The following is a 12,919-nucleotide window of genomic DNA, read 5'->3' on the forward strand; positions in this document are numbered from 1 at the left end:
TATGATTTATAGATTTTTTACTGCATTTTTAAATTGATTTCCACGATCTTCATAGTTTTCAAAAAGATCAAAACTAGCACAGGCTGGAGATAATAATACTGCATCTCCCTTTTCTGCTATTTTATATGCCATCTTTACAGCATCACTCATAGCATCTGTTTCTACCATTAAATCTGCTATATTTCCAAAAGCCTCCATTATTTTAGAATTATCTAGCCCTAGACAAATAATTGCTTTTACTTTCTCTCTCACCAATGGCAATAAAGGAGTATAGTCATTTCCTTTATCTGTACCCCCTACGATCCAGATAGTTGGAACCGACATACTATCTAGGGCAAAAAAGGTGGCATTAACATTGGTTGCCTTAGAATCATTAATGTATTGTACATTATGTATTTTAAGTACCTTCTCCAATCTATGCTCAGCTCCGTGAAAATTCTCTAAAGACGCACGAATGGTTTCTTTTCTTATACTTAAGAGCTTTGCAATGGTAGATGCAGCCATTGCGTTTTTGGCGTTGTGCTTGCCCTCTAATGCAAATGTTTCTGTTGACATATTTACTTGTTCTTGGTCTATATTTATTATTATTTCCTTGTTATCTAAATACGCTCCCTGGGTTAATTTTTCCTTAATTGAAAAAGGAAGTAATGTTGACTTCACTGGATGGTTTCTCAACCAATTTGTAATTACTGCATCATCATTATCATAGATTAGGTAGTCTGTCACGTCCTGATTCATTGCAATTCTAAATTTTGATGCGATATACTTTTCAAAATTGTAATCATACCTATCTAAATGATCTGGGGTAATATTGGTAATTACGGCTATATGTGGTTTAAAACCTTTTATACCATCTAGCTGAAAACTACTTATCTCAAGTACGTAATAAGCCTTATCATCTAAGGCCACTACTTTGGCAAAACTATCTCCAATATTACCAGCAACACCTACATTTAATCCCGCAGCCTTGAGCATATGCCCTGCTAACATAGTGGTAGTTGTTTTTCCATTACTGCCAGTAATACCTACCAATATTGCCTTAGTATAGCGTGCTGCAAACTCAATCTCAGAAATTACTGGCACCCCTAGCTCTTGAAGGCTTTTAACTAAAGGGACACTCTCTGGTATACCCGGACTCTTCATTACCAGATCTGCATCTAAAATCAATGCTTCCGTATGCCCTTGCTCTTCCCATTCAATCTCAAAATCTTTTAAAACATTTTTATATTCATTAGTCATCTTTCCATTATCGGAAACAAATACTTTGAATCCTTCTTTCTTACCCAAAATGGCCGTGCCTACTCCGCTTTCTCCTCCCCCTAAAATGACCAACTTTTGCATTTCGTTTTACTTAATTTACTTTCTTAATTCTTATCGCAACTTTAAGGTTACGATGGTAACTATTGCTAAAACAATTCCAACAATCCAAAATCGAGTTACTATTTTACTCTCGTGATATCCTTTTTTCTGATAATGATGATGTAATGGCGCCATTAAAAAAATACGTTTCCCTTCGCCATATCGCTTTCTAGTGTATTTGAAGTAGCTTACTTGTAAAACCACCGATAAATTTTCGGCAAGAAAAATGCCGCACAAAAGGGGAATTAACAATTCTTTTCTAACAGAAATAGCAATTACTGCAATCACTCCTCCAATAGTAAGACTGCCAGTATCTCCCATAAAAACTTGGGCAGGAAAGGTGTTGTACCATAAAAACCCAACCAAAGCTCCTACAAATGCCGTTATGTATACGGTAATTTCCCCTGCGTTAGGGATGTACATAATATTGAGATAATCAGAAAAAATAAGATTCCCTGAAACCCACGCAAAAATCCCTAGTGTTAATGCCATTATAGCAGAAGAACCTGCGGCTAGCCCATCAATTCCATCGGTTAAGTTTGCACCATTTGAAACAGCTGTTACTATAATGATCACCACAGGAATAAAAATCAACCATGCAAAACTTTTGTAATTATCTCCTGTCCAGGCAATTATAGATGAATAATCAAATTCGTTATTTTTAACAAAAGGAATGGTTGTCTTGGTAGATTTTTCATCATTCTTAAATTCAAGTTCGGCAGGTCCATTAACCACTATCTCTTGATTGGTTTCTGGATTACTGATTTCTTCTCTCATAGTCACATCTGGATGAAAATAAAGTGTAGTGCCTACCACAATACCCAATACCACCTGTCCTAAAATTTTAAAACGACCTTTGAGGCCTTGTTTATCCTTTTTAAATATTTTAATATAATCATCAATAAAACCAATAATTCCCATCCACACGGTAGTTACTATTAACAATAAGACATATATATTTTCAAGTTTAGCAAAAAGTAACACGGGTATTAGGGTAGCGAGAATAATGATTACTCCGCCCATAGTAGGTGTTCCTGCTTTTTCATTTTGACCCTGTAAACCAAGATCACGAACTGTTTCCCCAACTTGTTTTCTTTGGAGGTAATTTATAATTCGTTTACCGTAAATAATGGAGATAAGCAAAGAGAAAATAATAGCTATAGCCGCCCTGAAGGATATAAACTGGAATACCCCTGCCCCAGGCAGCTGATAGTTTTTTTCTAAATATTCAAACAAATAGTATAACATAATTTCTATTTATGCTTTGGTATATTATTTACTTAATTGCGTTAACAATTCCTGTACAATTTTAAAATCATCAAAATCAACTCTTTTACCATGAGTTTCCTGATAGGTTTCATGCCCTTTTCCTGCTATTAAAATGATGTCTTTGGCACAGGCCATTTGGCAGGCAGTTTTAATTGCCTGTTTTCTATTCGTAATAGAAACAATCTTTTTAAAATCCAAAGGTGCTACCCCCTCCTCCATTTGCTCAATAATTTTTTCCGGATCTTCAGATCTGGGATTGTCTGAGGTAAAAATTGCTTTGGTACTAAGCGCTGCCGCAATTTTTGCCATAATAGGTCTTTTAGACTGGTCTCTATCACCCCCACAGCCAACAACAGTGATTAAAGATTCATTTCCTGTACGGATGTTGTTAATAGTTTCAAGTACATTTTTAAGTGCATCTGGGGTATGTGCATAATCAACTATAGCAGTTATTTTTTCTGCTGAAATAAAATATTGAAAGCGCCCCTTTACATTTTCAAGTTCACTTATCAGTCGTAGCGTTTCTAAGGCATCAAGTCCTAAAATATCGGCGGTAGCATAAATTGCCAACATATTGTATGCATTGAAAGAACCTATTAATCTTGACCATACTTCACTTTCATTAATTTTCAGTAATAAACCTTCAAATTGATTTTCAAGAATACTAGCCTTGTAGTCTGCATAAGTTTTGAGCGCATATGTGAATTTTTTTGCTTTGGAGTTTTGAATCATCAGAAGACCATTCTTATCATCTTTATTAACCAAGGCAAAAGCGCTTGAATCTAATTGATCAAAAAATGACTTTTTCACATCTCTATATTCAGCAAACGTTTTATGATAGTCTAAATGATCATGAGAAAGATTAGTAAAAATGCCTCCTTCAAAACTTAGTGCTTCGGTTCTTTTTTGATGAATTCCATGAGAACTCACTTCCATAAAGCAATACTCAACTCCAGCCTCATTCATCATAGCCAGATATTTATTAATTAAAAGTGAATCTGGAGTAGTATGGGTTGCAGAAAACTCTTGGTCTGCTACCAATACCTTAACCGTTGAAAGTAGTCCTACTTTAAAACCTGCATTTTTGAATAGCTGGTACAGCAAGGTGGTTACTGTAGTTTTTCCATTGGTGCCAGTAACACCAATTAGCTTAAGGTTTTGGGAAGGGTTTTCATAATAATTAGCTGCCATAACTGCCAAAGAATGCTTGGTGTCTGCAACTTCTATATAGGTAACTCCATTTACTGTTTGCGCAGGTATGCTTTCGCAAACTACTGCAATAGCTCCCTGTTTAACGGCACCCTCAATATACGTATGCCCATCTACAGAACCACCAACTATTGCCACAAAAACATCATCTAACGAAACAGCTCGTGAATCAAAGTGAATTTGGTTTACAGAAATAGCTGTATTACCAATTACCGCATTGATATGAACTTTGTAAAGTATGTCTTTTAGTAATTTCATATAAGCTCTAATACTATTGTTTTCTGTGGTTCAATTTTCTCTCCTGGTTTTAAAGACTGGTTTGTCACCTTCCCATTGCCACTTACTTTAACCCTTAAACCGAGGTTTTCGAGTAAAGAAACTGCATCCATTCCACTCATTCCTGAAACATTGGGCACTACCTTGTACTTCTTTTGTGCTTTGACATAGAAAGCTTCATAGTTCTCAATAACTGTTTCACTTTCTTTTTCTAATTCTTCAATGGTATCTATAAGAGGAGAATTGGTGTAAATTTTTTGTGCTATACTTTTAAAGACAGGACCAGAGACATCTGCACCATAGTATCCCTTGCTTTTATCTGGTTCGTGAATAACTACAATACAAGAATATTTAGGATTGTCTGCAGGAAAATAGCCTACAAAAGAAGAGATATACTTTAATTTATCACTATCCTTAGAAGCATAGTTTTTCTGACAAGTTCCCGTTTTACCTGCCATTGAAAAATCAGCAGAAAATAAGTCGTGCCCTGTACCATGTTCTTTATCTACTACGTTTTTAAGCATTTGCTTTACCATACCAATGGTTTCCTGAGAGCAGATTGAAGGATTAAGAATTTCTTTATCAAACCTTCTTACTGTTTTATTAAAACTCCTTACCTCTTTTATGAGTCTGGGTTTTACCATTTCCCCATTATTCGCTATTGCATTATAGAACGTAAGGGTCTGCAAAGGTGTTAGTGAAACATTATACCCATAAGCCATCCACTGCAGTGTTATCCCACTCCAATTCTTTTTATCATTTGGATGTGGAATATATGGCTTACCCTCTCCTTTTATAGAAAGTCCCAATTTATTATTCAAACCCATATTGTAAAGTCGGTTTACAAATCTCTCAGGGTCATCTTTATAAAAGTTATCTATAATTTTTACCACTCCTGTATTTGAGGAAAGCTCAAAGGCTTTAGAAGCTGTGATCTTACCGTAGCCCCCGTACTTGGAATCTCTCACTTTTTTTCCATAAAAAGTAAGCACTCCTTTTTCTGTATCTACCACGTAACTAGTATCTATAACCTTATCTTCAAAAGCAGCTATTAATGACATTAATTTAAAGGTGGAGCCAGGTTCATGCGACTCACCTATGGCATAGTTCAATTTTTCATAGTAGGTTCCTTTTGATGTGCGACCTAAGTTTGAAATTGCCTTAACCTCTCCAGACCCAACTTCCATTACCACCACCGAACCGTGATCTGCTTCATACTTCTCTAACTGACTCAATAAGGCATGATGCGCTATATCCTGAATATTAATATTAATAGTTGAAACTACGTCATAACCATCTTTAGGCTCTTTCTCATTACTGTCACTAATAGGCTTCCATTGTCCTTTAGCTATTTTTTGTTTGAGTCTTTGACCGGTTTCTCCACGCAAATATTCTCCATATGCACCTTCCAAGCCTACACGAGTTACATAACCATTTTCATCAAACCGCTCATAACCTATACTCCTTTCTGCTATGCGCCCTAAAGGATGTTCCCTTACCGTGCGCTGTTCTATAATTATCCCTCCACTATTTCCTCCAAGATTGAATAGTGGAAAAGATCTTAATCTCATATGTTCTGAATAGCTAAGGTTACGAACAAGTAACAAATACCTATTCTTTAAACTTCTTGCTTTTTTAAACGTATTTTGATAATATGAAGAAGGCTTACCCAACATTACGGAAAGCGAATCTGATAGTGGTTTAAGATGTTTCTCAAAATTCTTCTCATTAGAAGCCAACGCATCAAAACGAATATCAAATCTAGTAGCAGAAGTTGCCAAAAGACTTCCATCATCTGAATACAGATTTCCTCGGTTAGGTTGAATAGTGAAATTTCTAATTGTTTGCTCTTGGGCAAGGCGCCTATAATTATCTCCTTCTGACAACTGAATAGAGACAAGCTTCCCTACCACCGTAAAGGCGAATAAGAAAACACATGCTGTAACAAAATACAACCTGTTTAATACTTGCTTTTCTGTTGTAGGCATAATAGACTACTTCTGTGTTGCTATTTTTATCTTCTTTGGCGGCACCAATGAAGGTGCTAGCCCTTTTTCTTTTACTTTTGAGGTTACCGTAGATTCGAGCTTTTGTTTTTGTAATTGAAAGCGAGTATCAATAAACTCGCTTCTTAATTCTTTTACTTCTTCGTTAAGACGTGCTATTTCAAGTACCTTTTTATCTACACTATGAGAGCTTGCTATCATAACAACTGCCAATACAGAAGCAAACAGTATAAATTTCCAGTTTTTAACAGAATCGTTGCTAATCAAAAACTTTCCTTTCAGTAATGCAATGACATTCTTTTTCATGGTTCTGTTTTTTAATTTAATCTTACAGCAACACGAAGTTTTGCGCTTCGTGCCCGATTATTTAATGCTATCTCTTGTTTATCTGGCACAATTAATCCTCCTACTTTTTTAAACGGCACGTTTACATTGCCATAAAAATCCTTCTCTGCTTCACCTTCAAACTTACCATCTCTTATAAATCGTTTCACTAACCTATCTTCTAGTGAGTGGTAACTAATTAAACTTATTCTCCCATCTTTCAAAACCAGTTCTGGCAATTGCAGTAAAAACTCTTTTAAGACTTCTATTTCTTGATTCACTTCTATGCGTATTGCCTGATAGATTTGAGCTAACATTTTGTTTTCTTTAAATCTTGGAAGTAATTTTTGAATTACCTCTTTTAATCTATCTGTGGTATCAATTACGACATCCTGTCTTGCAGCTACAATAGTATTGGCCAAAGCTCCTGCATTTTTCAACTCTCCATACGCTCTAAAAACCCTTAGTAGCTCTTCGCTTTTATATTCATTTATAACCTCATATGCTGAAATACCATTCTTTTTATTCATTCGCATATCCAGAGGCGCATCAAACCGAATAGAAAACCCGCGCTCTGCAACATCAAACTGATGAGAGGAAACCCCAAAATCTCCTAAAACTCCATTCACTTTTTTTATACCATAGAACTTTAAATATCTTTTGACATATCTAAAATTCTCATTTATCAAAGTAAACCGATCATCCTTTATTGTGTTTAATAATGCATCTTCATCTTGATCAAAAGCAAACAATTTTCCCTTTTCACCCAAACGAGCTAAAATTTCTCGGGAATGTCCACCTCCACCAAACGTTACATCCACATAAATCCCATCTGGTTTAATATTGAGCCCGTCAACAGACTCCTTAAGAAGTACTGGGTTATGATAAGACATCTTCATCATCTCCTCCCATTACTTCTTCAGCCAAATCAGCAAAATCTACTGTAGCATCATTTACCGAAGCTTCATACCTTTCTTTATCCCAGACCTCAATAATGTTTATCCCTGAAGACAGCACTACTTCCTTTTGCAATCCAGCAAAAGCAAATAAATCTTTGGGTATTAACAACCTCCCGTTACTATCTACTTCAACAACTTTAACCCCAGCAGTAAATCGGCGTATAAAATCAATATTTTTTTTCTTAAACCTATTTAACTTATTAATCTTTGCCATCATTGTATTCCATTCCTGCATTGGGTACAACTCTAAACAAGAATTAAATACCGCCCTTTTCAAAACAAAACCAGCGGCAAGCATAGGTGCAAGCTGACTTTTAAGAGCAACAGGAATCATAATCCTACCCTTAGCATCTGCTTTACACTCATATGTTCCAATGAAATTGTTCATTGTATTTTATCCACTAAATATTGTTTTCATTTCAAATATATAGAAATATTTACCACATTTTACCACATTTTACCACATTGTTGATAAGTTTTACTATTTATCCGATGAAATCCCACCTTTCTCTCCAAATAGCGTCCTAAAAAAGCATTTACTCAATCGATGTAAAAATGTGGCTAAATACCTGTAATAATATGGTTTTGAAGGTATTCAATCATTTTAAATTATATAAAGATGAAATCGCTATATTTGCTCTTTTAGAACCATAATTTACGTTAATGGTATATCGCTTAAAAAAGGAAAAAAAGTTTAGTTATTTAGAAGTAGGAGAAGGAACACCTATCCTTATTCTTCATGGTTTGATGGGCGGATTAAGCAATTTTGACAAAGTAACCAATCACTTCTCTACCAGAGGCTACAAAGTACTTATTCCTGAACTTCCTATTTATAGCATGTCTCTTTTAAAGACTAATGTTAAAAGCTTCGTTAAGTACTTAGAAAAATTTATTGAATTTAAAGAATTAGACGATGTGATTCTTTTGGGAAATTCATTAGGTGGTCACATAGGGCTTTTATACACTAAATTACATGCTGAAAAAGTAAAAGCACTTGTAATTACTGGAAGTTCTGGTCTTTATGAAAGTGCCATGGGAGCAGGGTATCCCAGAAGAGGAAGTTACGAATTTATCAAGAAAAAAAGTCAAGATGTTTTTTACGACCCTGAAGTAGCTACAAAAGAAATTGTTGATGAGGTTTACGCGACGCTTAACGACCGAAATAAACTAATCAGAACTATTGCTATTGCCAAAAGTGCTATACGTCATAACATGGCAAAAGACTTGCCCAAAATGCAAACTCCTACCGGAATTATCTGGGGAAAAAATGACATTGTAACACCTCCTAATGTTGCAGAAGAATTTCATGAATTATTGCCTAATTCCGACCTTTTTTGGATTGATAAATGTGGGCATGCTGCCATGATGGAACATCCAGACACTTTTAATGAAATTTTGTATTCATGGTTAAAAGAAAAGAAATTCTAATCTCAAACTGATGCAAATAAAATCGGCGGAATTTGTTATTAGCAATACAGAGGTAAGTAAATGTCCTTCAAGGCCTCTGCCAGAATATGCATTTATAGGAAGGTCTAATGTTGGAAAGTCTTCTCTTATAAACATGATTACAAATCGCAAGCATCTTGCAAAAACATCAGGAAGACCCGGAAAAACACAACTTATTAATCATTTTATCATTAACGAAGATTGGTACCTTGTAGACTTACCTGGATATGGGTATGCACGGGTCTCTAAAAAAAGTAAAAAAACCTTTCAAAAATTTATCACCAATTATTTTTTAAAGAGAACACAATTAGTTTCTGCATTTGTATTGGTTGATATTCGCCATGAACCTCAAAAAATAGACCTAGAATTTATGGAATGGCTAGGAGAAAACTCCATTCCGTTTTCTATTATCTTCACTAAGGCCGATAAATTAAAACCAAAAGCTATTGAAAGACAAGTACTTTCTTATCAAGAAGAGCTTTTGAAAACTTGGGAAGAAACTCCCCAATATTTTATCACTTCTGCTACTTCATCTATTGGCAAAGATGAATTGTTATATTATATAGATCAAATAAATCTGGAGTACAAAAAAACGCTAAAAACATAAACTTTTTAAAGACGCCTTGTTATGAGTTTTATTAAGGCCTCTAGTTCTTGAATCTCATTAAGTTCTTTAGGAGTAATAAATACTTCTAAATCATCATTAGTTCTCATTAAGACAATTGGGAATTTGAATGTATAACCAAACTTAGATTTGTACTCTTGCGCAAATTCATTTGCATGCAAAAACTCCATTTCTATAGCTGTGTTCTTCCTAAAACGCTTCCATTGTTTATGCTCTGTAAAGACTCCATGGGTGAGCTTACATAAATTACATTTATACGTTTCGGGACTCACCATTTTATGATACACATCAAGAAGTGTATTTGCTTTTCCTGAATTTGCATTGTATACAAAAATTAGTGTGTCGTTCATTTATGATGTTACATGACTTTGTAGCTATCCCTTTTTTAATTCCATTTTATCAGCGAAATAGTCGCAAAAATCTTTCATAGTCGCAGTCATTTTATCATCGGCAACCGCCCTGTTGAACGTATCGCTCATAGCTACTAATGTTTGATGAAAAAAGATTTTCATTTCATCAACAGGCATATCTTTAGTCCATAAATCTATCCTAAGTGTTTCCTGTTGTTTACTATCCCAAATAGATAGAAGCATTGCTTTTGCTTCTTCATCATTCACACCGCCATCTTGGGCACTCCACTTGATATTTTCAGGCACTCTATTTTCGTCAAGCTCTACAAGCAATTTGATTTCTGAAGTATGTGTCTCAGCCATTTTTTTTTGGTTTGAAACCTGATTTGGAAAACAGTTTTTCCTCAGGCTCGATAAACATTTCCTGCAAAGATACATCATTATTCTCCATATAAGACTTGACAATCTGCCATCCTATAAACCTTCCTATCTCCCCTGGAGATTCTGCATCCAACTCCAAATAGAATTTAGAAAATGGTGCTGGGTCAACAAAACGAGCTCTCAGTTTTTGATCTGTAGAAAACAATAATTTTCGATCTACAAAATACCTCCAAATTTCAGCCTCATTTACTTGCGACCACTGAAACTCTTCTTTTGTATAGCCTATTTTCCTGTAATCTTCTACCCAGGGAATAACTAAATCCATAAAATACAATTGTTTTCCGTGATGAATTATTTGCGATATAAAGGAACGACTGGATGGCGGAGGTAATAGTTCTTTTGAAATCGCTACAGCTGCATCTGGTATTATCTGCTCTCTTTTAAAGTTTTTTCTTATATAATACTGAATACCTTCATAAAACTTATGGTTTTCCCCTAAATAGGTGTCGAGAGAAATCAGCAACAAACTATCTGCATAAATCATCTTTCTCCTGTAATCTACATAGGAAGTCAAGGTTACGATATCTGGAATAGATAATTCTGGGGTGTAATAACGTAAATGTTTAAAGAGTTTTTCAAAATCATTTTCCATATTTTTAAAATCATTAAACTCCTTCTTTACGGCTTGATTCAACTCCAACTGTAAGGTATCTCTTATTTTATTAATCCAAATACTATCTTGAAAATGTACGGGAAACAGGTAAGGGTATTCTGATTTTATATTAGGCAATGTTTCTATGGTAGTATTGGCAAAATCCAAATCAAATCTTTTCACGTTGACATCTACTTCAATCGCCTCTATTTCCTTTGTAATTTTGGAATCATCTTTACAACTCCAAATAAAAAAAATACTGCAAAGTAATATGCTTTTTAATATTCTCATTTCTTCAAATTTGTTGACAAATATAGGCAAAGTTGCTCTGTTCATTTAACCGAAAATTTAAACTACAAAGGCTAGCATCTATTACCGAGATTACCGGCGATAATGCAAATTAATACTGAATGCGTTATTTTTGCAGGAAAAGGAGAGAAACGAAACAAAAATTACAAATACATGAAAACAGAAAAAGTTGTTGAACATATTGTTAATTGGTTAAAAGACTATAGTAATAACGCGGGTACCAAAGGATTTGTCGTAGGTGTATCTGGTGGTATTGACTCTGCAGTCACTTCTACACTATGCGCACTTACCAAAATGCCAGTTTTATGTTTAGAAATGCCTATTCATCAGGCAAATAGCCAGGTAACCAGAGCCGAAAGACATATTGCATCTTTAAAAGAGCAGTATTCTAATGTATCTTCGGAGCATGTTAATCTCACCCCAGTTTTTGACAGTCTTGTAGCCACCTTTCCTGCGGTTGCCGATGAAGAAGCGCGTTTTATGTCTTTAGCAAATACTAGAGCACGATTGCGCATGACTTCCTTGTATTATTTTGCTGCACTTAAAGGTTATCTTGTGGCTGGAACGGGAAATAAGGTGGAAGATTTTGGAGTTGGTTTCTACACAAAATATGGTGATGGAGGTGTAGATTTAAGCCCTATTGCTGATTTAATGAAAACAGAAGTGTACGAAATTGCTGAATTTATGAATGTAAATAAAGAAATTATCCAAGCAGCTCCTACAGATGGATTATGGGGAGATGACAGAACTGATGAAGACCAAATTGGTGCAAGCTATCCAGAATTGGAATGGGCTATGGAAATGGACGCAAAGGGTAAGAATATTTCAGATTTTGAAGGAAGAAATAGGGAAGTTTTCTTAATCTATAAAAAGTTTAATACTGCAAATATGCATAAAATGCTTCCAATTCCTGTATGTAAAATACCCGATGGTCTAAAATAGTCGTCATTAGAACGAAAAATTGTAAAGTTTTTGTGGTAATCTGATTTTTTACTTACTTTTACTTACCGAATACCCTTAAGCCGAAGAGTATGATTATTGTATTTTGGCATAATAATTAAACTATTCGGTGACGGTTTTTAATAGGATTAAAAACTAACTCTAAACCTTTTTTAATTATGATTAAAGTTCTCGTGGCTGACAACCACCCAATCGTTCAAGCAGGAATTGCTTCTGCTTTACAAGGCTCCAAGGATATACAGATATCCGGTAATGTTTCTACAACAGAGGAGTTATTTGAAAATCTTTCTAAAAAGAAACCAGATTTGGTTCTTTTAGAAATGGATATTCCTGAAGTTAATGGAATAACCGCACTTAGAAAAATGAAGAAAGATTTTCCAGATGTAAAAGTATTAATGTATAGCTCTCAACCCGAAGATGTTTATGCATTAAGTACGCTAAGAGCAGGAGCCTCAGGTTACCTCTCAAAAAATGCAGACACCACTCTTATTGCAGAAGCAATTAGAAAAATTACTAATGGTGGTGTATTTATTACTAATGAACTTGCACAACGCCTCGCGGTTGACGAAAGTACTAACAAACCACGTAGATTCTTTAGAAAATTATCTACTCGTGAAATTGAAGTACTCAAGTTACTTGCCGCAGGTAAACGTAACAAGCACGTTGCAGAAGAATTAAATCTCAACGAAAAAACAGTAAGTACTTATAAAGCAAGATTAATGCGTAAACTTAACGTAGATAATCTAGTGGATATGTTACAACAAGCAAAAGCATTGGAATTGTTACAATAATTA

At 34.9% G+C, this 12,919-nt stretch carries 14 protein-coding genes; 4 read left to right on the top strand and 10 right to left on the bottom strand.

What is annotated here, in order from left to right; genetic code table 11:
* Positions 1-6: 6 nt before the first annotated feature.
* Genes murD through mraZ form a run of 7 tightly spaced genes read right to left on the bottom strand, consistent with a single transcriptional unit; the run spans position 7 to position 7,790 of the window.
* On the bottom strand, positions 7-1,341 hold the full coding sequence (murD, locus tag WBG07_RS07855) for a UDP-N-acetylmuramoyl-L-alanine--D-glutamate ligase (protein WP_340200139.1): 1,335 nt from the start codon (positions 1,339-1,341) through the stop codon (positions 7-9).
* Between the two features lie 30 nt (positions 1,342-1,371).
* Positions 1,372-2,607 carry a phospho-N-acetylmuramoyl-pentapeptide-transferase gene (mraY, locus tag WBG07_RS07860; RefSeq protein WP_340200141.1) on the bottom strand — a complete coding sequence of 412 codons (1,236 nt, stop codon included), beginning with the start codon at positions 2,605-2,607 and terminating at the stop codon, positions 1,372-1,374.
* A 24-nt stretch (positions 2,608-2,631) separates the two neighbouring features.
* Entirely contained in the window at positions 2,632-4,095 is a 1,464-nt protein-coding gene (locus WBG07_RS07865; protein ID WP_340200143.1) for a UDP-N-acetylmuramoyl-L-alanyl-D-glutamate--2,6-diaminopimelate ligase, read from the bottom strand.
* Positions 4,092-6,101, bottom strand: a complete 2,010-nt coding sequence (locus tag WBG07_RS07870; protein ID WP_340200144.1) for a penicillin-binding protein — start codon at positions 6,099-6,101, stop codon at positions 4,092-4,094. The genes WBG07_RS07865 and WBG07_RS07870 overlap by 4 nt, the downstream gene beginning before the upstream one ends.
* 6 nt (positions 6,102-6,107) lie before the next feature.
* Positions 6,108-6,425 carry an FtsL-like putative cell division protein gene (locus WBG07_RS07875; protein WP_340200145.1) on the bottom strand — a complete coding sequence of 106 codons (318 nt, stop codon included), beginning with the start codon at positions 6,423-6,425 and terminating at the stop codon, positions 6,108-6,110.
* Between the two features lie 11 nt (positions 6,426-6,436).
* Entirely contained in the window at positions 6,437-7,336 is a 900-nt protein-coding gene (gene rsmH / locus WBG07_RS07880; RefSeq protein ID WP_340200958.1) for a 16S rRNA (cytosine(1402)-N(4))-methyltransferase RsmH, read from the bottom strand.
* Entirely contained in the window at positions 7,323-7,790 is a 468-nt protein-coding gene (gene mraZ, locus WBG07_RS07885; RefSeq protein ID WP_340200146.1) for a division/cell wall cluster transcriptional repressor MraZ, read from the bottom strand. The genes rsmH and mraZ overlap by 14 nt, the downstream gene beginning before the upstream one ends.
* 275 nt (positions 7,791-8,065) lie before the next feature.
* Here mraZ and WBG07_RS07890 point away from each other — a divergent pair, with 275 nt between their 5' ends.
* Together WBG07_RS07890 and yihA are read left to right on the top strand one after the other, a co-directional pair.
* A complete protein-coding gene (locus WBG07_RS07890; protein WP_340200147.1) occupies positions 8,066-8,830 on the top strand; it encodes an alpha/beta fold hydrolase in 765 nt (254 codons plus the stop codon).
* Positions 8,831-8,840: 10 nt separating this feature from the next.
* Positions 8,841-9,455, top strand: a complete 615-nt coding sequence (yihA, locus tag WBG07_RS07895; RefSeq protein WP_340200149.1) for a ribosome biogenesis GTP-binding protein YihA/YsxC — start codon at positions 8,841-8,843, stop codon at positions 9,453-9,455.
* A gap of 5 nt (positions 9,456-9,460) precedes the next feature.
* On the opposite strand, the gene WBG07_RS07900 is transcribed toward yihA, so the two are convergent.
* Genes WBG07_RS07900 through gldB form a run of 3 tightly spaced genes read right to left on the bottom strand, consistent with a single transcriptional unit; the run spans position 9,461 to position 11,147 of the window.
* Positions 9,461-9,823, bottom strand: a complete 363-nt coding sequence (locus tag WBG07_RS07900; protein ID WP_340200152.1) for a GTPase — start codon at positions 9,821-9,823, stop codon at positions 9,461-9,463.
* A 24-nt stretch (positions 9,824-9,847) separates the two neighbouring features.
* Positions 9,848-10,186: a gliding motility protein GldC gene (gldC, locus tag WBG07_RS07905; RefSeq protein ID WP_340200154.1), complete on the bottom strand. Its 339-nt coding sequence runs from the start codon at positions 10,184-10,186 to the stop codon at positions 9,848-9,850.
* Positions 10,179-11,147 carry a gliding motility lipoprotein GldB gene (gene gldB / locus WBG07_RS07910; RefSeq protein WP_461781914.1) on the bottom strand — a complete coding sequence of 323 codons (969 nt, stop codon included), beginning with the start codon at positions 11,145-11,147 and terminating at the stop codon, positions 10,179-10,181. The genes gldC and gldB overlap by 8 nt, the downstream gene beginning before the upstream one ends.
* A 171-nt stretch (positions 11,148-11,318) precedes the next feature.
* On the opposite strand from gldB, the gene nadE reads away from it, so the two are divergent.
* Positions 11,319-12,107 carry an NAD(+) synthase gene (gene nadE / locus WBG07_RS07915; protein WP_340200157.1) on the top strand — a complete coding sequence of 263 codons (789 nt, stop codon included), beginning with the start codon at positions 11,319-11,321 and terminating at the stop codon, positions 12,105-12,107.
* Between the two features lie 176 nt (positions 12,108-12,283).
* The gene (locus WBG07_RS07920; protein ID WP_340200159.1) at positions 12,284-12,916 is read left to right on the top strand and encodes a response regulator; all 633 of its coding nucleotides are present in this window, start codon (positions 12,284-12,286) and stop codon (positions 12,914-12,916) included.
* The last annotated feature ends 3 nt before the right edge of the window (positions 12,917-12,919 follow it).

It is taken from the genome of Ascidiimonas meishanensis (assembly GCF_037782385.1).
Classification (GTDB): domain Bacteria; phylum Bacteroidota; class Bacteroidia; order Flavobacteriales; family Flavobacteriaceae; genus Ascidiimonas; species Ascidiimonas meishanensis.

Coding starts and splice junctions, on each gene's coding strand:
- nadE (WP_340200157.1), top strand. CDS start 11,319: ATGAAAACAGAAAAAGTTGTTGAACATATTGTTAATTGGTTAAAAGAC.
- WBG07_RS07870 (WP_340200144.1), bottom strand. CDS start 6,101: ATGCCTACAACAGAAAAGCAAGTATTAAACAGGTTGTATTTTGTTACA.
- gldB (WP_461781914.1), bottom strand. CDS start 11,147: ATGAGAATATTAAAAAGCATATTACTTTGCAGTATTTTTTTTATTTGG.
- yihA (WP_340200149.1), top strand. CDS start 8,841: ATGCAAATAAAATCGGCGGAATTTGTTATTAGCAATACAGAGGTAAGT.
- WBG07_RS07865 (WP_340200143.1), bottom strand. CDS start 4,095: ATGAAATTACTAAAAGACATACTTTACAAAGTTCATATCAATGCGGTA.
- rsmH (WP_340200958.1), bottom strand. CDS start 7,336: ATGTCTTATCATAACCCAGTACTTCTTAAGGAGTCTGTTGACGGGCTC.
- murD (WP_340200139.1), bottom strand. CDS start 1,341: ATGCAAAAGTTGGTCATTTTAGGGGGAGGAGAAAGCGGAGTAGGCACG.
- WBG07_RS07900 (WP_340200152.1), bottom strand. CDS start 9,823: ATGAACGACACACTAATTTTTGTATACAATGCAAATTCAGGAAAAGCA.
- gldC (WP_340200154.1), bottom strand. CDS start 10,186: ATGGCTGAGACACATACTTCAGAAATCAAATTGCTTGTAGAGCTTGAC.
- WBG07_RS07875 (WP_340200145.1), bottom strand. CDS start 6,425: ATGAAAAAGAATGTCATTGCATTACTGAAAGGAAAGTTTTTGATTAGC.
- WBG07_RS07920 (WP_340200159.1), top strand. CDS start 12,284: ATGATTAAAGTTCTCGTGGCTGACAACCACCCAATCGTTCAAGCAGGA.
- WBG07_RS07890 (WP_340200147.1), top strand. CDS start 8,066: ATGGTATATCGCTTAAAAAAGGAAAAAAAGTTTAGTTATTTAGAAGTA.
- mraZ (WP_340200146.1), bottom strand. CDS start 7,790: ATGAACAATTTCATTGGAACATATGAGTGTAAAGCAGATGCTAAGGGT.
- mraY (WP_340200141.1), bottom strand. CDS start 2,607: ATGTTATACTATTTGTTTGAATATTTAGAAAAAAACTATCAGCTGCCT.